Below are 22,295 nucleotides of genomic sequence, written 5' to 3'. Positions count from 1 at the left end.
GTTGTTTTAGAATGAATAACTATAACTAACCTGGCTGGTTAGGGATGAAGAGTTACTAAAAGATGCTTCTGACAAGGAGCGGTGTTGATAAGCTACGCTGGCATTTAATCCATGCCGTTTAAGGAAACGATAAATAGCATGCCATCGAACATTATAGATCGTTGCCAATTTCCGACCCTCTTCCTGAGTTTGATTCATGGAAAGAGTCAATCCTGTTGTTAAGGCTTGCTTTAGTAATCGTTTTGTACAAGTGAGTGTCGGACCTAATGTCAGAACATTCTTGCGTGATGCATAATTGTTGCTGACATTTACTCCTGCCGTCATTGAGAAGTCCAATGGGGTGAAATCAATGCCATAATTGGCACCAAGATTCAAAAAGCGTGTCAGATTACCGGGTATGATATATTGTCCCTGTTTGTCGGCAGCTTCCTGATAACTCGCAGTGGCAGAAAGGTTGTGTGTCTGTTTCTCATTATTCAGTAATCGCCAGTTCAAATTCATGTCTATACTGTTGTTCAATTGGGTAAACCTCAGGGTATCAAGATTCTCATATGGTGTACGTTCATTGATGTAATCGAATGAAGACTTTATATTGCGATGTGCCTGATAGCTTGACAGAGAAACTGAAGCAGAGAATTTCTCATTGGGAGTAAAATTGATATTGGTAGAACCTACGAACCGCTTGTTTTTCTCTTGCTTTTGTCCGGAAAGGTCATCTCGCTGCACACCTCCGCTAAGTGTAATGCTCATCTTGTTGTCAAAGAGGCTACGGCTGTAATTGAGTGTGAGGTTCTCATAGTCGTTGTTAAAGTAATAGGCGCCGAGTGTTTCATAATCCGGGCTGATTCGTTCGTAGCCTATACCGATGGTATTCCCCAAGAAGCTATATGCTAAATCCGCTTTGATAGCATGATAATAACTTTTCTCCTTTACCCTTAAATCTCGCTGCATGATACTTAGACCATATTCTAAGGATAATTTCAAATCCTTGATTATGCTAAGACTTCCTTCCAGTCCAATAGCGATGTTTCCTTTAGGATATATTCCCAAGGCATCAGCATCAAAAGAAATATTACTCCTTTTATCCTTTGCCGTAAAGACAGTTCCTCCTAACGCAAACTTATCGGCCTCATATCTGACCTTTGCACCATATCCCCATCGTTCATAGTTGGGACGGATAGATGGATTCAAAGAGTCAGTATCCACGCGTTTTAATAATCTACCACCCATTGCGGCGATTTGCCATCTGCCTGGAGTCAGCTCAATACCAGCACCGGTAAACTGGTGACCGTTGAGCGTATAGGGGCTAAAGCTCATCGATACATCGCCAATATGTGCCCGAATCCATTTGTAGGAAGGGTGAATGCTCAGCCGATTAGGGAGAGAAGGATAGGAGAAGTTTGCCCCATAGTTATTCAGATTGAAAGATATAGGGATATGAAGCAACTCATACAGCGACATGTTTATAGAGCCTGTCAGCTGATAGGTGAAGGACTGGCGAGACTGATTGGGCGTACTATTGAAGTTGGTTGCGTTTGCTGAAATGCTACCACTGATTTTTAGCGGCTTCTTCTTGCGAAACTCTAATATCTCCTCCACATTTTGGGCTGTTACGGCGCTGCTCCATGTCATAAACATGAAGAGACCCAAGACTATTCGTATGATATGAGGTCTGTTCATATGTCTTATATGCGTATATTGTTATTCCCCTGCTCTCTTTTCAAGTTTGACATCCGCAACAATATAAGATTGCGAGCCATCTTTGACGAACTCCTTGATTCTGATGATTCCCCTTCTACCATCAGCAGTACGTACCAGCACAAAATGTGGTGCGCTGGTTTTGTTGAAGTTTGTTTGATTAGTTTCCGACCACTTTGTAAATTGATTCATGTCAGAAGATTTTTTGATGTTGTCAAAAATGGCATTTGTGATATTGATTCCCATTGAACTGGGATTATTAATAAAAGTAGCATCTTGAGCATTGTCTATCTTTGGGAATGAATTGGCTTTAGCCTGATTGGGTGCAAAGAAGTAGCAGTAGTTGAAAGAGGAGTTGAGGGCAAAGAAACCGAAGTCAACCCATGCTCCACACTGTTTCTCCACAATCTTACTTGATGTTACCACACCACCTTCCTTGGCTGAATAAAAACAACCTACACTATTCTTTGCCTCATTGATGCCAAATTTTAGATCATTCTGCTTAATAATGCCACTGTTTGGTTTGATAACAATGTTTTTCTCCACAACTTTTTTTTCTTTGCCATTGCCAGCAATCATCTGTAGTTTGTAAGTACCAGCGTCCTCGAAGCGAATGGTCGTCGTTTCACTTGTAGGAGACAGCACATTGGCTCCTGCACATACCCAATGATAAGACAACCCTCCTGTGGTGAGATTGGTTGTCTTCAACGTGAGTGGGGCTTCCCAGTCTTGATCAACAGGCAGAGGTGCATACGAAAAATCGGCTTGCATAGGAGGTTGTAGGGTTAGCGCCTTAGTACGTTCCTCGTATTTACTGCCATTGAATACTCTTAGGTGGATCTTATGCTCACCACCGTCCGCAAAGGTTATCGTGCCCGGATGCTGTCGGTTGGATGTAGAGGGAACACCTCCTTCAAATGCCCACTCGTATTGGCTTCCACCTTTACTCTTATTGGTAATAGATACCACGCCTGGGGCGATGTCATTGAGGGCGATTGAAAAATCAAAGTCTATAGTCATGGTGGAATCAACCCTTATGGTCTGCTGACTTGCTCTTTCCTCTACACTATTCCAAACTCGCAAGGTTATTTTGTGCTCACCTGCCTGCGTGAATACAACCTTTCCTGGGCTTTTGTCTGTAGAACTACTAGGTTGTCCTCCTTCAAATGTCCATTCATATTCGTCTGCCCCATAACTTTCGTTTTTCAATTGGATAGTTACAGGTGAGGTCTTATCTTCTGATGTCTCAATGGTGAATGCCGATTCGATAGGGACAGCAGTTTCTTTGAGGCAGGAAGAGACCAAGCACGTCAACATAAAGAGTAGTACAGCCCGATATGGCCTATGTATTGTATTCATAGCTTGTCATCAAATATCTTCTCGTTCAAAGATGTGTAAAGTATTTTTAAAGTCCTTTATGTATAATTTATTGCCTATCATATACAAAGGCTTGGAAGGCACTAAGTGGTTACGTGTTTGTTCGTATTCATCTATGCTGATGAGTTCATATTCCCAAACCAGCTTGCGAGCTTTATAATCGAAAATGCCGATCCGACGCATGTTGCTACCGAAGTCCTCCTCTTTCTCACCCAAAAAGGTAAAATAGTCTCCTTGAAGCATCGGACTGAATACTCTTCGGTATGTTCCTATACCCGTGGGATCAGTTTCAAGGAAATCATACCGTTCTATAACTGCTAATTTTTCCGTGTCGATTATCGTAATCACATTTGATGAAATTGCAAATATGTTGTTTGTTCTTTTGTCTAAATAGACACCAAAGCAATCAAATGAATATACTTTGTTTCCCTTTTCCAAGTCCAAAGCTACCAATCTATAAAAATCTGTATAAAACCAGATATTCCCATGGATAACTCCCAATATCTTGTCTATTTTGTCGGTTCCGTCAGGTTCATATTCCGTCCCTCCCAATAAAGAAAGAGGAAATTCCCAGAGAGTTTTGGTTTGAGTATTTATTCGTTTGAACTCTCCGCTAAAATTATTATATGCGATAATTATATCATCTTCTACATACAGCCTGCAGGGAACAAATTCAGGCAATATCAGTTGTTCATCAATCGGAGATGTGAAGTTATAACCCTTTCGATAAGGATTAAATTCCATATAGGTTTTACCTATATATTGAGTTTGCTCATTTAGCAGAATAACATTACGTTCTATACTGTTCAAAAGTGTATGCCCCTCGTATAGTTCAAACATACCTGAACCATACCATGCATACATATACTTACCTCTAAGAGAAAGCTCTAAAGGTGTATCATCTTTTTCTAAAAGTACCCCATCAATATACAAATAACCTTTCTGCCCTTTTGTATAGGCGTAGTCCCCGTTGTCGGGACAGAAGCTTTCGACATTTTCTATTTTTTTTGACTCAATATATCTCATACTTGAAACTATTTTGTTGTTAATATCATATTTCTAAATGGTTCGTATTCTGGTCCTTGGGATAATTTTTGTTCTTGACACAATCGTTTTAACTCTTCAAAATTATCTATATCCATATTCTTCCATAATTGTGGTTTTGCTCTAAACACACTTTCTGCATCGTTTGCTATGGCTTTTTCCAGTTGTTTGATAATATCTTTCTTTGTTACATCACGGCCGCCTTGCTGGATAATATAGAGTTGATCAAAATTGTCTATTCCATTAAGATATGCCTTAAATTGCCCCAAATCTTTAAACATGTTGCGAGCAGACGAGTAGTTTTTTGTGTCCACAAAAATATTCACTTCTCGCCTTCCTGCTACATTTTGGTTGGTTTTTGCTTCCCATTTAATGTCAAATCGAAAATCACCTGTATCATCTGCATAAGCAATAAGATCTTCCAATTCAAGATTGCTGAGGGTATTGTGGTATGTATTGGAAATGTACTTTTGGGGATTACGTATTACCTCCAAAGTAGTGGTTCCCGCCTTAAACTTGTCTTTTGATTGCAATAACTCATTGAAGAAGGCTGTTATTTGTTTCTTTCCATTGGGTCTTTTCAGCATGTCTGACAAGTGATGATCTACCAAGTAAACGAAGTCGTCCATTACATCCTTTAATGGTTTTACAGAGTTTGTCGGAACTGCTTTGTGCAAATCCTCAAATATTTTTGCTAAGTCCTCCAGTTCTATGGGCTTCCCCTTTATTCGTACCCCTTTGAGTACGTCCATGAAACTTTTATTAGAAGATAATGACTTTGTAAACTTAGCGGATGCTATTTCCTTCACCTCAGTAGACAGAGCATCTTCTATTTTCTGTGAAAGTTTCGACTCTGCTATAGGCTCATCAATTGTCTTCTTAGTAACTGCATCAAATTTCCGAAGATGTAATTTATCCCCAACATAATGTAATATGGTCTTCCCCTCAATGCGTATCTCAGGAAGTAACTTTCCTGCCTTCTTCACGAGCACTGTTGTAACTTTTAGCCCTTTGGCTAATGGTCTTGTTATATCTGTTACTTTGTCACAGAGTTGTAATCCTTTAATGGCATATTTCAAGCTACTCCCGACTTTTCCCAAGCGTGCTATAACGGCTTCGCCTGCAGCAACATCCCCTACACACATTACTATGATAGGACCAACAATTGAACCCACAGTGTGAGCAACTTTGCAATTGTCAGCCACAAGCTCACCTAAAGCAGCACTTATCATCTGTCCAGCCTTGCAAAGGTATTCTTCTTGGGCACATGTAATATTGCCATTCTCATCTTCAATGACAGCATTCTTGAAACTCTCCAATTGAGTAGATACTTCGTTTGCACATTTTTCATGAAAATAGCAAGTCAGCAATTTAGCAAGTTTGGGCACAGACTGAATAATATCTATAGTTCCATCCCATAAACCACAGGCAAAAGCGAATTCATTCTCTGGTGTTAGCTTATACCCGGATAAATTATTCGATAGCAATATGGGAATTTGACTTTGAAATAAATAATGTATTATTTCCTTATAAATAGCAGACTTTTCATCACAACCCCATACCGATTCAGGTATCTTAAGGTATTCAATACCTTTATCCAACAAATCTGCAACCTCATAGAGAATAATAGCTTGCAACGCCCAAGGTTCATTTTTAATTAGTTCACAGATATGGGATAGCTTATCTCCAAATTTATCAGACGTCTCCATCCGTAAGAATTCGACTTTATTATCTTTAATGGTGAAGATAAGATGGAGATAGCTCTTTGTCTTTTCTTTTAAAGAATTGACTTCTTGAGTGTCCTCTCCATCTATACTGATAATGACAGATAAATCTTTTTTTAATTGCTCATTTGTGAGTATATTATTTCCATGATTAGATAGTTTCTTTTCTATTTCAGATAATATGTCAGATTTAAATTTTGAAGCCTTTCCAACAATGTGTATTTGCACACTTTCTGCATTTTCTTTATGCCCCTTATTGGCATCTTCAGAACCATAACATTTGACTACATCACTTTTTTGGAAAATGCCATTCTCAAAATTTATAGTTTTTTTCTTCGCATGTCTGAGATCAGAAATTAATTGCTTAACATCTGACCACATAGCATTATACACGCGTCCGCAAGCCTCTTCGGTCCAATTTATAAAGTGGATTATGGTTGATGCGGGTATCTGCTGCTCATCAACTTCTCTTATTTGGAGTTGTTCTCCCTTATGATAAAAGCCTTTCAGTTCTGTTATATAGTCATAGAATTTACCATTTTCTTTTATACTGTAAATTGTTCCATTAGGAACTTTTATTGTTGTGTCCTTTCCCGTAATATTGGAATTATCATAAACAAAGAGAGCCCAATCAGGAGTTAACCAAATGGAACCTTTTTTACCTAATTTTCCATCGTTAGCTTTATCCATAATAGTGAAAACAGCAGGATTAGCCATAACGTTCCATTGGAAAGCTACGAGGTCTGTTCCTTCATTGTAGTCAAGTAAATTATTCGTCATTTCCTTTGTACCTTTTCCATACTCGGCATCAAAGGTATGCTGCAAGGTGAATATTCCATGTCCTACTTCGTGAGCAATGGTACGAACCAATGAAGTTGTATTATAGCTGTTAGCTGTGAAGATATAGCCAAATCTGCTCTTACGAGGCATTTCACCCAACAAGTCCTTATTCTGTCCTTCAAGTCCCTTGGCTCCATTAAGAACAAATAAGTAGGCGCCGTCAAGTGTCCCTGCTTCCTGCTGGTAAGTCTTCTGCAGATTGAGCATCTCTGGAGTCTCTTTGAGTTCCTTGTCATAGCCCCAAAAAGACTTACTAACGACACCCAACAGACTGTCTTTCTCTGTTTTTGTTTCCCAGTCATAATTGCCACGCATGCGCTCATCCACATTCACGGTGAACTGCACGCCAACAGGATTATAAATGGCATTGAGGCCCTGCTCAATAGTTGTTTTATCTAACCTAACTTTGTTTATCGGAACAAGGGTTACCTTGTGCTGCTGATTGGCATAGCTTACCACGCGGAGTTTGCCGATGGCTACTCCTTCGTAAACAGCAAAAACATCGTAACCGGAACCGGCCGATACAGAACGGAGACTAATCGTCCATGTCTGCTCTGCTTCGTTGAGTTGTGCAGGTAATGCAGCAGAATTCGGATCGGAAACAAAATGAACTTTCTTCAGGTCAATATTCTTCAGCCCATCATACTTCGCCGTAACAACATCATTCTCTCCTGTCGGGACAAGTTTCCAAGGTGCAATATACCCCTTTGCAAACGGCTTGTAGAAACGATCCACCTTGACACTCTTCTTGTACCACTTCTCCTGACCATCATCAAAGGCATATTTTCCCTCTCCGCGTTCAAAGTGTATATAGCCATACTTGCTTGATAGTGTTTCCGTATTGAAATCGCCAACACGATCTACACGTTCACAGTTAAGTTCTATCTTTTCGTCCTTTCTCCCCGTTTCGACATCATAGCCTGTCCCTTTCTCTGTATTTTGTTCTGCAGGACTAATCTGATAGGTATTTCCCTTGTTGTCAGTAACCAGCATAGGGAAAATACGCTCATACGAGGCGTTTTCCGGCACATCTATTTTGATGGTCTGTGGGTTACCGTCGGCATCGATCGTTTCTAACGCTCCACTCTCAGGATTATATGTAAACTGCGGTATGTCGGGAAGGGTAAAGTCCATTTTATGCTCACGCATACGAATCGTAGCCGGTTTGATGTCCTTGCCGCCGTCATCCACATAGTCAAGATTGGCTATCTTTGCTTTTTTCTCATCGTAGGACGCGTCCACCGTTCCGTCTATCTGGAAGTTATCCACATTGATGCGTAGACGGTCGAAACGAAGTGCAACGGGAGCATCGATAATGGTTTTCAGTCGGGTCTTGCCACGTCCGGAATACCAGCCGTCTCCTAAGGGGACAACTTCGGTAATGGTCATGGGATAATCACCGCCGATAGTAACGATATCCCCAGCCTTTATCCGTAAGTTCGGCTCTTGTGACAGGTCTTTCCTCACTGGTTCCTTTCCACAGTCAGCCAGCAGTTCGTCATTCTGTTTGCTGAGTGTAAACTCACTGACACCAGAGAATACCGGACGGTCATCCGTGCAGAGCGTACCCACACGCCATTCGTATGTCCATCCCGGTTTCAATTGGGACAGTGTAAGGTGTTCGCCGGCAACACGTGTACTGCTCCATTCGTAAACATTTAGCTTCGTCTTAGGACGACATTCCACCAAATATCCTGTCGTGCCAATGACCTTGTTCCATGAAAGATCCACCTTGGCAAAACGGGGAAGAGTTCTCAAACCCGTCGGTGCCTGACAGTTGTCATTAAGATAGAACCAGTTGATTTCACTATAACCGCCATTCTCAAACATACCCACTTCATCAATACCGTCACGGGCGATGGCCTGCACCTGCCATGCATAGCAACGGTTTGGGAAAAGGATAGGTTCAAGATGGGTATAGTTCAAAGTTGTATTACGGGTACGGACACGATATATCTCATTGCCATAGGCAAAAGCAGACTGAGGAGCTGCACCATTGTCTGGCAGTTCCTTCAATACAAACTCATACTCTGTTCCTGCAAGTCCCTGATGGCGGGGCATCCATTGAAAACGAAGATAGAGCGGCTCTGTGACTCCAATTTGGGCATCCTTTTCAGGAAAGTTGAGAATCGGAGGTTTCTTCACATCCAAATAGGAACGTCCCGTATGCCAATCAGAAAGCGTTCGTCCGGTATAATAGTCTACCACTTGCACGGAGAACTCCGTATATCCTGTGGGTAACTGCCCGTTACGCAGCCTGCCGTTAATCTGTAGGTTCTGTGGTTGAAGATAGGGGGAGAGGTCTATATTGGTCAGGCGGGTCGGGACATTTGCACTGAGTTCCAACATCGGGTAGTTGATTTCCTCACGGCTGGTGGCAAGAAAACCTGTACTCTTAATCTTGATGCGCAGTCTGGCAAAGAGCAGGGGTTGCTGTAGGTCGCGGTTGAGCAGATTGACGATCAGCCTGTCACGGCTCCCACTATAATAATCCGACAAGTAAGGACTTTGAGGAGACGGCCATTGAACGGTGGCATGGATAGGATAGTACTGGGCATACCCCTGCTGCTTTCCTGCCCAACAAAGGATGAGGAAAATCAATAAAACCTTAAAACGCCAATAGAAATGGATATATTGTCTGTTCATATGACCTGCTTTTATCATGAGTCCTATCAATTGTTATTTTCTTTTTTTCGTGATTCTAAGCGTGGATTTCTCGTTTCCAACAGACAGCTCCACTTTGAATACTCCTTCCGTATCGCCACGCAATTCATACTCAAAAGTCTGCTTTTGGATGTTTTTAATCTCTTTTTTATCCATTTCAACAGATGTCGGAGAGAGGAGTCTAAGTGTAAAATCTCTTGGTTCTTTGAGTTCTACATATACTTTAAAATCCCCTGTAGTCGGATTAGGACTAATCAAAAACTGTTTGATTGCATCTCCTTTTCCATCGGGCAGAACTACTCCTCCTTCGCCAAGAACTTCTAATCTTTGGCTGACAACCGTAGAACAGTCACCCAAATATCCTGTGAGTGTCACTTCATAGATACCGGGTGTTGGAATGGTAAAGACAACGCCTTCGTTGGACTTGCTTGTAATAACAGCATTGTCGGGCAAGGACCATTCTAATTTGTCAGCCCTTATACGGCTGATGTTGACAGCATGGATAGGAGAACCAGCTGTGACAGATGACGGTATGGTTATATCCAAAGGCAATTCTGTGTTGCTGGCTTTGATTTCAACCTCAGCTGTTGCTGTACAACCTTTTTCATTTGTAACGACAACTCGATAATGACCAGCCTTACTTACTGTAAGTTCCTTGCTGGTCTCAGTTAGGGCTTGTCCGTCATGCAGCCATTGATAGGTGACATTTTCTTCGCTCGGTATGGCTGTTATTTTACGTGATTGCTCATGGCAAAGCGTAAACCCACTACTAAGTTTTACTGTCATCTTTTCCGGTTGTTCCAAGACTACACGATAATGGAGGGAGCAGCCAGCTTGATCGCTGATGACAGCTACGTACTCTCCTGCTTTGAGATGTTCCCGATTAGGTGTAGATAGAGTATTGTCATCTTCCCAATGGATGGTATAAGGAGCCGTACCACCTGACAGCTCCAGGGATATGGCACCATTATTTGCATCATGGCAAGTAGGATTGGTGATCGTTGGCTTGAAGGATATTGCATCAGGTGCTGTAACTTCTACATTGCCGGTAATAAAACAACCACGACTGTCAACAACTCTGACAAAGAAACTTCCCGCTTCCTCAATAGTCAGATTAGCCTCTGTCGCTCCTTCCTTATTCCACTCATAAGTATAAGGAGGCGTGCCACCTGTTACAGTTGTAGAAATAAGCCCACTTCCACTGTTACACGATGGAGGTCGTGTTGTAAATGACAGTGACAGCAAGTCTGGCTGTTTAAGTTCAAACACAGCCGATTCTGCGGAAATACCATTCGCATCAGTAATTTTGACTTGATATTGGCCTGCCACAAGGTTGTGCGCTATACTATCCACCTGCAAGGGAAGTTCTTCTTTGGCACCATCTGATACTTTGTACCAAGTGTAGGTATATGGGAGACGGGCAGAAATAATAGGCTTACCTCCTTTTCCATGAGCAGTCAATTCTCCATCACTATCACCATGACAGTTGATAAAATGTGTCTCTTCAACATCTACAGTTAAAAGAGGCGGTGCAGAAAGTGTTATCGCTAATTGTGCATGGCAGCTACAGGGATCCTGTTTGTCTTCATTCCCTAACAGGGCAAATCTCATGTCTTCAGCTATAGCTGTATATTCGCCACGAGGAATATTACGAAGAGTATAGATGTATTGGCTACCATCCGAATGCGAATCTGTTGGTGTAAAGACTTGACCATCGCTTTTCCGCACAAAACGTACTGTATATCCGGAAGCGGAAGGTGTACCCCCGGAAACAGCGATTTGAACAACCCCATCGGAAGATTGATAGGCCAAAGGACTGGTTTTGCTCTTTTCTGTAATATTAACAGCCTCATTTGGCTTTGTAAGTATCACTTGGTGGATAAGTTCTTCTCCTGATAATGTCTTGGCAACACAACCATTGCTGTCTTGCACACGCAAGGTATAATTGCCAGCTGATAACCGTTTGAAACTTACATTGCCCGTATTGAATGTTTGTGTCTGTACAACAGAACCGCCGGCATCTGTAAGTGTAGCGGTGAAATTCCCTGTTCCACCGGATGCCGCCAATGCAATCTCTCCATCATGACCAGAAAAACAACTAACATTCTTTTGGGTGAAAGAATGAGTGATGGCTGGACGTTCTGCTATTATAGCCGTAAACTTATGTCGAGTATCACCTGTATAAGTATTATTGCCATTATAGCTCCCCTTAAAGGATATGGCATAAGTCCCAGAATTATATCCTCCAAGGTAAAAACTATTGTTACTATCTAAAGTTACATTACCAGCATTTCCGATAGACTGGCCATTTATGAAACAACTCAAAACTTCTCCCGAAAGCAAAGGGCGATCTAATGTCATCTTAATTATAGCATCACCTGACTGGTGGCATCTTTCGAGGACAACTTCATGAGATAAAACAATAGGAGATGATAAAGCAGCCTGTAAACTTATCACCTCACTAGACTTTACCGGATTGAATATTCGAAATAAAACAGGTCTTCCTTGAGCAGCAAGCTGCTGGAATGCACTTTCACTCATCAAATCTGTTCCACTAATTTTTAGAGAACCATTAGGTGAGGAATTAATAACTGAGGAAGGAACGTTAATCCAAGTTTGGGCACCATCTGTCGAATATTGCCATTTGTATACAGAATGTGGAAAACCTGCTGTATTTGTAATAATAATTTTTTCCTTGCTAGGCAACAAGGAGGGTTGATTATTTGCAAAAATTAATTTTGGATAAGCGCGGTAAACGTGAGTAGTCACATGTGAATAATATGTACTGAGACACCCCCACCATAAATTTGTTTCAGAAAACTCTGTCTGTCCGCTGGAAGCAATATATTGCTCAGCAGTATGTTCACAATCGGAGTTCCAAAAACCAAGGTCTTTAACTTGTCTAGATGTTTCTGCCCAAATATGAGTAATAGGACCTTCGTGTGCAGGTAATGAAACTCGACCTGTTATACCGAAATGACCACGTTGTTCCCGATGCATAGAGAAATCAGTAAATTCCTTTTTTGCTGAACTGTTAGCAGTAGTATAATATAGATGGTTATAAAAACGTCTTCTACCGCTATATAAAAAGAATTCTACATCATACTCAAAAATATATTCTTGTGCATGAAGTTCAAGTATTCCCAATAAAAAGAAAAATATAGATGCGATTCTCTTCATAATTGTATCTTTTGCACTTTACTTATTGAGCTATGATTCTTTGCTTTAACGACTAATATATATTCATTCTCTTTTCCTTGTAAGATTTCTTTATCTACAAATTCTCCTGAAGTCGGTAGATTCTCTCTATAAAGGAATTTTGTCTTGGAATCGTCTAACTTATATAATGCTACGGACATCAAATCCTTATAGTGTATATCCCATTTGATAGCAATACCTTCTGGCAAGGCTTCCAAATCGAATTTAATCGAATCATTGTCCATCCCTTGCATCTTAGATTTCAATATTATAGGATTGGATAAGTGAGAACGTAACCGATTAGAGGAAGCAATCACCTGATAGAGATAACTTTTCCCTGATTCAATGTCATAATCTTCATACCTCATACTTATGGGACTCTCAACACGCCGAGCAACAAGACGAGTTCTGTCCTCCACATCAGTACGTACCACAATAAATCCGGCAAGATAGGGATTTTCATCTTGGGTCCATTCAATAACATTCCTCCCGTCCTCTGCTTTCCATCCGACAATTACAGGTGTCGTTGGGGGAATAACATTTGGCTTAACAACCTCTATCGTCTCACTCAGATCAGACTGATTATATCGCTCGTCAAGGGCTGTTAAAGCATAATAAACCTTATTATTTAGGTTGTCAAGGTTTATACTGTCCGTATAGGCTGTTTCACGAATGGCTAAATCCGTAATAGGAATCAACTCCTCCCCCTTTGTTTGTCCACGATACAGTCGATAGCCATAGATATCAGCATCAGAATTGGGCTTCCATGACAAATGCACGGCACCGAGACTGTCTATTTGTGCAGATAAACCTTGTGGTATTCCCGGTGGCACACTGTCCACGGGTTGGATAAGTACCGGTAAAGAACGGGTAGAAGCACCTTGCTTGGCTTCTGCCTCAATTTTATAATAGATATGCCTTCCAATATTCGTTATATGATAATTCCGCTGCTGTGGATTGAGGTTGCCGATAAGAATGGTATAATCCTTGTCGTCAGTAGAATGAAGAACATTAAAGCCTTTGATTAAGTCCTGTGCAGCACCGTCAAACTGCCAAGATATGTCTGCTCCACCATTCCTGTCAAATGAGGAACTTGTTATCATAGGTATGGCCTTCAAAGCAGGATAAGCAATCCCGGAAACAATATCACTGTACGCCCCCTTACTGCCGAAAGGCGTTACGCCAACAACCCTATAATATATGGTCTTCCCTTCAGGGATACTATCCAAATAGGTAATCGGAGCATAAGGATTCTTATCCACATCTGCAATACGTGTAACGGGCAAGTCTGAAATGGGCTTGAAAATCTTACCATCCTCGCTCTTCTCAATAAAATAAGAAGAATAAAGATAGGATAGCGTATTATAATCCCACGATAAAAAAGCCCCGGCTTCGCTAAAACGGACAGACAATCCGATGGGACGAATTAGTTTAGCTGTATCACCGACAATGGTAAAAACAGCCCCTTGCCCTATTTGACACTTTTTCTTAGGCACAAGAGGAGTAATACGGTACAAGTACCGTTCACCATTTTTTATATCCTTATCCTCCCATCCCCAGCCGATTTCCTTAGCCATTGGGAAACAGAGATCCGCAGCATAAAGGGAAAATAAATAGCGTTGCTGCCGCATTTCATCAAGGGAAATAGCCTTAGATATAGGATTATTACCCAAACTGACTTCAAAGTCTTCCCCAAAGACAGCCTGTGCAATGACTGCTCCCATCGGATATTGTGCTGCAATCCGTTTTAATGTATCTGTCGCTTCTGGTTTCAACCTTTCCGAAAGAACTTTCAACTCAGGTTTATCCAATACGACACCAGAACGTGATACTGTCAAACGCTCCAAACGAACACCATATTGATTAAGCAAGTCCCAACTTTTCGCATCACTTGGAATCCAACGCAAAAGAATACGGTCAGAATGTATTTCTGCACGGGCTCTGATCTTGGATGTCGATTTCTGTTGTGCCATTCCAATAAGGGCGTAAGTACAGAGAGCGAACAGAAAAAGAGTCTTCTTAATATAACGCATATTTATTTATTCAAATTAAGTTGGTTAGTATAGATGAAGTCTACACTGTTTGTTACTGTTCCATCAGGCAATACGTAACTGATAGTTGTTTGATACTTGCCTTTTTTCAAAACAGGCAAAGAGCCCATGACAAACCGATTGTAAACCTGCGGGGTAACAGCATCCCTACTATTTATGATTGTATTCTGAAGGTCTCGATAGTCATTGTATGATACCAAAGAAGCATCAAATGTAAAGGGGAAGTGATATAAAGATAAGTTCACCGATTCTGAATGTAAAGCTGAAAGGTAGTTCTGGCTTGGTGAGAAAGCTCTATAGGGAGGGACGCCGATTGGCTGCTCTTCCCTCTCGGAGAGATGAATATTTCCATAAGGGTATCCTTCATAAACAAGTGGCAAGACTGCACCTCTGAAATATTCTTCCTTGAAGTCGGAGCGAAGAGTGAGCAAAGGTTTGTATTGAGTTTTCTCCACACCGATGACTTCAGCTTCGTCGAAGGCTTCCTTACCTTGCACATTAGCTCCAAGCAACAGTGCAACACCTGCATCTATGGCAAGGTTATCACGGACCTTGACACTTCGCATCTTCTCTCTGAAAGTGGCATACTGACTGGTTGTAAAGTCATATTTCAGTATCGATTGTTCCATCTCATTGGAAATCTTTGCTATAGCTTTGTCGCCACCAATTTGTCCTGAGAAATCATCATTGTCTTTTATTTCCTTAATTACAGAAGATTTTTTATTGTCGTTTGCCATATCCTTCTGTGCTGCGGAATACGACAAATCTAATGTGTATTCTGTCTGTCTTCTCAATTCCGGCAGAGTAAACTCTAAACGATTCTCTGCTTCGTTATATTTGAAATCTGTAGCTATACGTTCATTCTGTTTTGTTACAAAACTAAGCTTGTAGTCAAAACCTTTTTCAAATAGGTATTTTTGTCCAAACTGTAGTTGCACATAGCCTTTGGAGTATTCTTTGGGAAGGAAGTATCTCTGCCCTATCACAGGATAGGCATAGACAATATTCCGCATAGGAATGTCACTCGGCGCGCTACCTGTCGTAAAATGATTTATCTTTTCTTCAAAGGCTGGTTTTCCTGAGGTCAGTACTGGCTTCCAAACACCATTCTTCAATTCTTCGAAAATAATACGGACTTCTGCCGTCAAATCTGTATTAGGAGGAAGAATTTCTTTAGACTGGAAACGAACATCCGTCTTATCTTTTCCCCAAAGGAGCTTACCCGGTATGACATGTTCCTTTTTATCTTTGACTATGAATTCCTTGAGATTAATGCGGTAATAGGTCGTTTCTCCTGCATCAGTGGTCGCTTCGAAACTCTTTCCTATTGCAATGTTGAAAGTTGCCTGAGGAACGGAGAATACGCTGACTTCATTCTCTTTATCAGCAGGAGCCAAATCATTTATCATCGGTTCTTCTATCGGAGAACTCCCCGGTATTACAACATCGCATTCCTCACCGATGGAAAGTTTGAAACGCGCCTTACCCTTAATCAATCCGAGCACATTGAGATTCACTCCTAAATAGCCCTTAAAGAAGGTTGGATCAGGAAGTCCTGCCTGCAAAAGAGCCGCTGCACCGCCCTTGATTACCGGTACGCGGATACGGATAAGCCATAACTTTACCTTTACGCCCAATTCTCCTTGTAAATAGGCATAGGTTTGCCCCATAGCATACCAACCATCCATACCGATAGTACCGGAACGGCCTCGACATTGTGCCTGCGCATAGTCCTTGAGCATCACATCAAAGCCCAAACCTGCATTAAAATTAGCATACATTATCAAGAACTGAATATCACCGGTCTTGACGGATAGTTCTGATCCGAATGCAAATCCCTTACCGGTGCTTAGTGCATCAAGATTTCTCCCAAGGCTAAGTCTTCCTATGTCTTGTCCCAAGAGGTCTGCAACGGCCTGCGGAGGAGCGGGCATATCGGGGATACGATTTCCTGCCATAAAGTATGACCCTGTTTTTACGGCAAGAATATTTCCAACAGCTAGCTGTACTCCCAACCTGTTAGTTGGTGTACCAAGATGTAGATACCATTCTTTTGGATCTATATGTAAAACACCCCAACCAGCCTTCCCACGTTCTCCTACGCCACGAATAAATTCCGAAGGGGTGTTGAGGTAAACATCTGAACTTGCAAGCAGTACATGGTTCTGGAAGTCCATTTGGATACGTAAAGTACCTGATAGTCCCATATCTTTAATGGCATCAGGCATGGATTTGATGGCTTCAGCCAGTTGCGTCCAGTCTTGCTGTTTGAACTGTTCTGATAACTTGGCAGGGAAAGTACGTTGCTGTTTCTCTAACTTTTCGCTGGTAGAGACACTACCACCTCCTCTGTTAGGAAACTCTCCATAACCATAAAAACCTGCTAATTCCAAGCCACCTGCCTTTGAAAATATCATTTCAAAAGCAGCTTCGCCATAGGCGACCTTACCGATTTCAATAACAGTAGAAGCCTTGAATCCAATGCCCATAGAGGCATCAGGGATATAGTTTGAACTGGTAAAGCGCCCACCTTCCGGACTTCTACCTTCAGCACGCACCCCTGATGTTAAAGCACCGCCTATTCCATTAAGAGTCAGTGCTCCGATAATTGGTATGCCTGGATGGAAAGTTGCCATTCCATCAGCATACCAATAGCGGAAATCATCTTTTCGTCCGAAAGCAGCTCGAGCAGTAATGGAAATATCATGCTTTGACTTTATACTCGTATCTTTTTCTACCTTGCCATCAAAAGAAAACCCAAGAGTTACATCACCGGCGAACCCATTACCGTAAATCGCATCACCTCTATGCCAATTGAGATGCCCGTTCAGCGTTATAACACCTGCGATAACAGAATTTACAGCAATGGAACCTACCTCTAATTTATCAAACACCCAAGTTTGATTTTCATATTTTGCAAGGAGGTTTAATTCCGTTGCTCCGGAGAATAGGTTCTTTCCGAGATTAATTCCTGCCCCTATTGTTAATCTTACATGCTGTGTATCAGAGTGATTAAGTGCAAGTTTGTTTATAGATAAAGGAAAGTGTCCCAATTTTGCCTCTCCTTCATAACCGAAGTATTCAGCGGAAATGTAAGGAGCAACCGTTGTGAGTCTAAGACCGCGGAAACTAATCTTATCAAATTTTGTTTGTGATGTGGAGTCGCTGTTTCCCTCTTTTCCAAGAGTCATATATCCATGAAGTATTGCTTCTGGGATAAAACGATTTTCTACTAAGCGTAAAGTGACACTGGAATTCTTTTCGAGATGAGCCTTTGCCTTAAAAATGGAGAAATCAAGTGCTTCTTCATTTTTAACCCGCATCGTATATTCATTATTAGGTTGCAGGTATCCTTCATATCCCAAGGTAGTATTTTTACCCTTGAACGGCAAGCCTAATCGTCCCGTGAATTCTGCGGCGACAAGTTCACCTGCCATAAGGTTCAGTCCAAAATGGTCAACAGAAAACCGCCAGCCGTCAGCACTGCCCTTATCAAGCGAGAGAATACTGTCGGCAGAGAAAAGCCCCGTTATACCATAATCATCGATTAACAATCCCTTAGCCGAGAAACTAGCTCGTGAAAAAGCCTCCGGTAATGTTACAGAGACATTTTCTGCATATATCCCTCTCCATAGCACCTGTTCATCGGGAAGATAATTTTGCTGGTATTCCTGTGGAAAACGTATCGTTTTGGCGTTCCGCTTACTACTGAAATCTAAAATGACGTTATTCAATGAGAATACGTAGTCTTTCAGTCCTTTGATTTCAAAACTTGGTAGGTCTAAAGACACAAGAAGGTCATTCCAACTTTCTATAACAGTATTAAAATGACCTATGACTTGATTCGATAAATTCCCATCCTTATTTATATTATTTGTAGCTGGCTTATAAGTACTGCTATTTGCAGTACCTTGTCCCCCAGCCCTGACTATGAGGGAGGTTGGAAAGTGGACTTCCGCGTCAATGGCTAAATTATGGAAACCATCACAGCCGATGATCATGTAGGTGTCACTTTGAGAAATACCCCTATCCTTGCGTAGTCCATTACCCTTAAGGACAATCTTTGTATTTCCACCATTGAAAGGTATCTCGACATCGTGCAGGAGCGAAAGCTTCAATTCTCCTACCAGACCACCAGTATGTGTTCCTTTTATTCCTTCTGCCCCAAAGAAAAGCACCGTACGCCCGCCATTTGTTCCTTGTGGAATGACCGCCTTTGCATAAACGCCAAGCTCTGTAGAAGAAGTCTGCAAGGCAAAACGACTGATGGCAATCGTTATCTCCATACCACCAATCGTTCGTTTCATACCGATTGGAAGATTTATTGCTTCCTCTTCGTTATAATTCAGATCCTCTACATATGCATTGGTTTCCGCAATACGTGCAAACATATTGTTCAGATCACCTATCTGTTGTATGGAATTGTTTTTTGTCTGTGAAAAGGATACATTTGTACTCAATAGTAAAGTACAAAGTAATATGCTTATTCGATAACAAGCAATATTTTTCTTTAAGAGGGCTATGAAAACTGTCTGTATTTTCATAATGGCAAAGATTGTAAAGATAAAGAAACAAACAGTTATGTGCATTTTGTCGATACAAGAAGTTCTCTAATATCAATATCAAGTACCAACGCTATTTCTAAAAGAGTATCCAAAGAAGGCTGGGTCTTATTGGAGCACCATTTTGAAACTGTATTCTCGGATTTTCCAAGTTGCTCTGCCAGCCATTTGCTTGTACGCTGCTTCTCCACAAGCACAACTTTAATTCTATTTATTATCGTCATACGATGATTTTATTTATTTCTTCATCCATTAAATATCCTACAAAGTTACTCATTGTCTATTGGATTGACGAAGAAAATGACAGAAATTTTTGAAAATCCGTCATTTTTCCCAATATTTCCCGATTTATCCTACCTAATCCTCGATTTCTGCCTTTTCTATTATATACTTATAACTTCGCTGTGTTACAGTCATTTATTCATCTTAAAAACAAAAAAAAATATGGAACCAAACAGCAATGACAACTATGTGCTGGTCTTGGAAGATCGCACGGAAGTAAAGAACGAGAAAGAAATGGGGAAACTCTCCGTAGTATCCAGTATCGACAACAAGGGCAACCTGCAAACAACGGAAGCCGCAGCCGCCAATCAAGCCGCTTTCTTGAAGTTTAACAACAAGGACGGACTTCTAAAAAACTTCATGAGCAATTTTCTCCGTCAGTTCAACGCCCCATCTCGTTTCGGACTGTACAAAGTTTTGGCAAACAATGTAGAACAAGGTGTGGACAATCTTCGCACCATGTTGCAAAGTCGTGAAAAGCCAGAAAGCAAACAGCAGCTGGCAGAGATTGGAGTGCCCTTTGACGATTATCTGCCGAAAAAGAAAAACGCCACAGTCATTGATGAATCAAAGATTGATTGGAAGCAACTCGACGACCTCGGTCTTACCCGTGAACGACTGGAACAAAGTGGAGAGTTAGAAAAGATGCTTTCTTGGCAGAAGAGTAACCTTGTTACTATTGCCGTACCTATTGGTGATACAACTATCTACACCGAAGCACGTCTTGCTTTCCGCACGGATGATAATGGCAATGTCGGCCTGGCTATCCACCCTTTACGCAAGGAGCCACAGCTCGACTTCCCCTATATGGGCTACAAGTTCTCGCCCGAAGAGAAAGAACAACTACTCACTACGGGTAATCTCGGTAAAACTATCGAAGTAACTCCCAAGAACGGAGAGCCTTTCTCTGCCTACGTATCTATCGATCCACAGACCAACGAAATTATAGCCCTGCGTGCCGACCGTGTGAACATTCCCAAAGAGATAAAGGGTGTTACACTTTCTGATGCACAGTATAAAGACCTTGTTGAGGGCAAAGCCGTGAAAGTGGAAGGAATGACCGCCAAGAGTGGTAAGTCCTTCAATGCTACCTTGCAGGTCAATGCCGAGAAGAAAGGCATCGAGTTCATTTTCGATAACAAGCAAGGCTTGAAAGAACGACAGCAGCACACGCAGCAGCAAGGCGCACCACGCAAACTCTGTGGTTTGGAACTCTCCGACAAGCAGCGTGAAGCCTTGGACAGCGGTCGAACGCTTTATCTGAAAAACATGGTGGACAAGGAAGGACAACCCTTCAATGCCTATGTTCGCATGGACAAGGAACAGAATCGCCCACGTTTTTACAAGTGGAATCCTGACAAAAAGCAAGAAACCGGCAAAGAAAAGGTGGTTGCTGTGGCAGAAGAACACAAGACGCAGGTAGCCGTGAACAACCACGGCAAGACCAACGAAGCCACGAAGAACGTGAAAGAGCCATTGAAGACTGGGCAGACACAGCCCACTGCCGCCCAAAAGCAAAAGCAGGACGAAAACAAACAGAAGAAGTCCCGTGGACGTAAGATGTAACCCTTAATTCTATTATCGACTATGACAACTTGTATTATTGCCGAGAAACCCTCGGTAGCCAGAGATATAGCCCGCATTGTTGGGGCAAATAGCAAGAAGGACGGATATTTAGAAGGAAGTGGGTATCTCGTTACATGGGCAATGGGACACCTCATCGCCCTTGCCATGCCTGAAGCCTACGGCTTTTCCGCCTACAAAGCCGAAGACCTGCCCATCCGTCCCAATCCTTTTCAGTTAGTGGTACGCCAAGTGCGCAGGGACAAGGAATATATATCCAATCCTGCAGCACTCAAACAACTCAAGGTGATACGTTCCTGCTTCGACAAGGCAGACCGTATTGTTGTTGCCACCGATGCAGGGCGTGAAGGAGAGTTGATATTTCGCTATATTTATCAACATCTTGGTTGTAGGAAACCTTTCGACCGTCTTTGGATTTCATCACTGACGGATAAAGCTATCCGTGAAGGACTTTCCAATCTCAAATCTGGAAGCCATTACGATAATCTCTATTACTCCGCCAAGGCAAGAAGCGAAGCCGACTGGTTGGTGGGTATCAATGCCAGCCGTGCATTGTCCATCGTCCGCAAAGGCGGCTATTCCTTGGGACGGGTACAAACCCCAGCTCTTGCTATGGTCTGCCGTCGGTATATAGAGAACCGTGATTTTTCTTCCGTACCATTTTGGAAATTATCCGTTCTCACAGAAAAAGAGGGTTTGTCACTGAAAGCCGTTGGCTGTAAAGACTATGAGAATGAAGCATCAGCACAGACAGCTCTCGCTACGCTTCGCAGTCAGAGCCAGCTTACAGTGGAATCGGTCGTAAGACGAGTTGATGAGCATGGGCGAATAAAGGTAACACATACCGCGCCACCACTCTTGTACGACCTTACTGCCTTGCAGAAAGATGCCAACAGACGCCACGGCTTTTCAGCAGACAAAACCCTCTCAATAGCCCAAAGCCTCTATGAGAAGAAAATCACGACCTATCCCCGCACAGGCAGCCGATACATCAGTGAGGATGTTTTCGAGGAAGTACCCACCCTGCTCCGCAAGACAGGAGAAACACTTCCGACTCCGCTTAACCGCCATTCGGTGGATAACACAAAGATAACAGACCACCACGCCATTATTCCTACAGGAGAAACACCACAGGGCTTATCGGCAGAAGAGGTGACCGTCTATCAGATGGTAGTAACTCGTTTCATCGAAGCATTTTCTCCCGATTCAGAGGAAGATCGTATGCAGGTTCGTTTCACGGACGGCACCAACACCTTTACTTGGAAAGCATG

General features: G+C 42.0%; 10 protein-coding genes. 2 read left to right on the top strand and 8 right to left on the bottom strand.

Going from position 1 to position 22,295, the window contains the following annotated elements; translation table 11 throughout:
• Nucleotides 1-6: 6 nt before the first annotated feature.
• From F596_RS0107760 to F596_RS0107725, 8 genes are read right to left on the bottom strand one after another with little or no spacing between them, the layout of a single operon-like run.
• The gene (locus F596_RS0107760; protein ID WP_197053061.1) at nucleotides 7-1,680 is read right to left on the bottom strand and encodes a TonB-dependent receptor; all 1,674 of its coding nucleotides are present in this window, start codon (nucleotides 1,678-1,680) and stop codon (nucleotides 7-9) included.
• A 21-nt stretch (nucleotides 1,681-1,701) separates the two neighbouring features.
• On the bottom strand, nucleotides 1,702-3,015 hold the full coding sequence (locus F596_RS0107755) for a PKD domain-containing protein (protein ID WP_238292841.1): 1,314 nt from the start codon (nucleotides 3,013-3,015) through the stop codon (nucleotides 1,702-1,704).
• A 51-nt stretch (nucleotides 3,016-3,066) separates the two neighbouring features.
• On the bottom strand, nucleotides 3,067-4,101 hold the full coding sequence (locus F596_RS0107750; RefSeq protein WP_019036501.1) for a hypothetical protein: 1,035 nt from the start codon (nucleotides 4,099-4,101) through the stop codon (nucleotides 3,067-3,069).
• An 8-nt stretch (nucleotides 4,102-4,109) separates the two neighbouring features.
• Nucleotides 4,110-9,329, bottom strand: a complete 5,220-nt coding sequence (locus F596_RS12155; RefSeq protein ID WP_231564484.1) for a fibronectin type III domain-containing protein — start codon at nucleotides 9,327-9,329, stop codon at nucleotides 4,110-4,112.
• A gap of 33 nt (nucleotides 9,330-9,362) precedes the next feature.
• On the bottom strand, nucleotides 9,363-12,527 hold the full coding sequence (locus F596_RS0107740) for a hypothetical protein (protein WP_019036499.1): 3,165 nt from the start codon (nucleotides 12,525-12,527) through the stop codon (nucleotides 9,363-9,365).
• Nucleotides 12,524-14,578, bottom strand: coding sequence for a fibronectin type III domain-containing protein (locus tag F596_RS0107735; protein ID WP_019036498.1), 2,055 nt, complete (start codon nucleotides 14,576-14,578; stop codon nucleotides 12,524-12,526). Before F596_RS0107735 ends, F596_RS0107740 begins: the two co-directional genes overlap by 4 nt.
• Nucleotides 14,579-14,580: 2 nt before the next feature.
• On the bottom strand, nucleotides 14,581-19,140 hold the full coding sequence (locus F596_RS0107730; protein ID WP_024992716.1) for a hypothetical protein: 4,560 nt from the start codon (nucleotides 19,138-19,140) through the stop codon (nucleotides 14,581-14,583).
• Nucleotides 19,141-19,175: 35 nt separating this feature from the next.
• The gene (locus F596_RS0107725; RefSeq protein ID WP_019036496.1) at nucleotides 19,176-19,382 is read right to left on the bottom strand and encodes a helix-turn-helix transcriptional regulator; all 207 of its coding nucleotides are present in this window, start codon (nucleotides 19,380-19,382) and stop codon (nucleotides 19,176-19,178) included.
• Nucleotides 19,383-19,602: 220 nt separating this feature from the next.
• On the opposite strand from F596_RS0107725, the gene F596_RS0107720 reads away from it, so the two are divergent.
• Together F596_RS0107720 and F596_RS0107715 are read left to right on the top strand one after the other, a co-directional pair.
• Nucleotides 19,603-21,006: a DUF3945 domain-containing protein gene (locus F596_RS0107720; protein WP_019036495.1), complete on the top strand. Its 1,404-nt coding sequence runs from the start codon at nucleotides 19,603-19,605 to the stop codon at nucleotides 21,004-21,006.
• A 21-nt stretch (nucleotides 21,007-21,027) separates the two neighbouring features.
• Nucleotides 21,028-22,295, top strand: a 1,268-nt coding sequence (locus F596_RS0107715; RefSeq protein WP_019036494.1) for a DNA topoisomerase, incomplete at its 3' end; no start/stop codon positions are given.

It is taken from the genome of Prevotella amnii DSM 23384 = JCM 14753 (genome assembly GCF_000378745.1).
Taxonomy (GTDB): domain Bacteria; phylum Bacteroidota; class Bacteroidia; order Bacteroidales; family Bacteroidaceae; genus Prevotella; species Prevotella amnii.
Note: the sequence above shows the minus strand (reverse complement) of the source record. Positions and strands in the feature narration are given on the sequence as shown.

What these genes read in the sequence shown, in the direction of transcription:
- F596_RS0107755 (WP_238292841.1), bottom strand. Translation starts at nt 3,015, where the DNA reads ATGTTGACGTGCTTGGTCTCTTCCTGCCTCAAAGAAACTGCTGTCCCT.
- F596_RS0107725 (WP_019036496.1), bottom strand. Translation starts at nt 19,382, where the DNA reads ATGACGATAATAAATAGAATTAAAGTTGTGCTTGTGGAGAAGCAGCGT.
- F596_RS0107730 (WP_024992716.1), bottom strand. Translation starts at nt 19,140, where the DNA reads ATGAAAATACAGACAGTTTTCATAGCCCTCTTAAAGAAAAATATTGCT.
- F596_RS0107720 (WP_019036495.1), top strand. Translation starts at nt 19,603, where the DNA reads ATGGAACCAAACAGCAATGACAACTATGTGCTGGTCTTGGAAGATCGC.
- F596_RS0107750 (WP_019036501.1), bottom strand. Translation starts at nt 4,101, where the DNA reads ATGAGATATATTGAGTCAAAAAAAATAGAAAATGTCGAAAGCTTCTGT.
- F596_RS12155 (WP_231564484.1), bottom strand. Translation starts at nt 9,329, where the DNA reads ATGAACAGACAATATATCCATTTCTATTGGCGTTTTAAGGTTTTATTG.
- F596_RS0107760 (WP_197053061.1), bottom strand. Translation starts at nt 1,680, where the DNA reads ATGAACAGACCTCATATCATACGAATAGTCTTGGGTCTCTTCATGTTT.
- F596_RS0107740 (WP_019036499.1), bottom strand. Translation starts at nt 12,527, where the DNA reads ATGAAGAGAATCGCATCTATATTTTTCTTTTTATTGGGAATACTTGAA.
- F596_RS0107735 (WP_019036498.1), bottom strand. Translation starts at nt 14,578, where the DNA reads ATGCGTTATATTAAGAAGACTCTTTTTCTGTTCGCTCTCTGTACTTAC.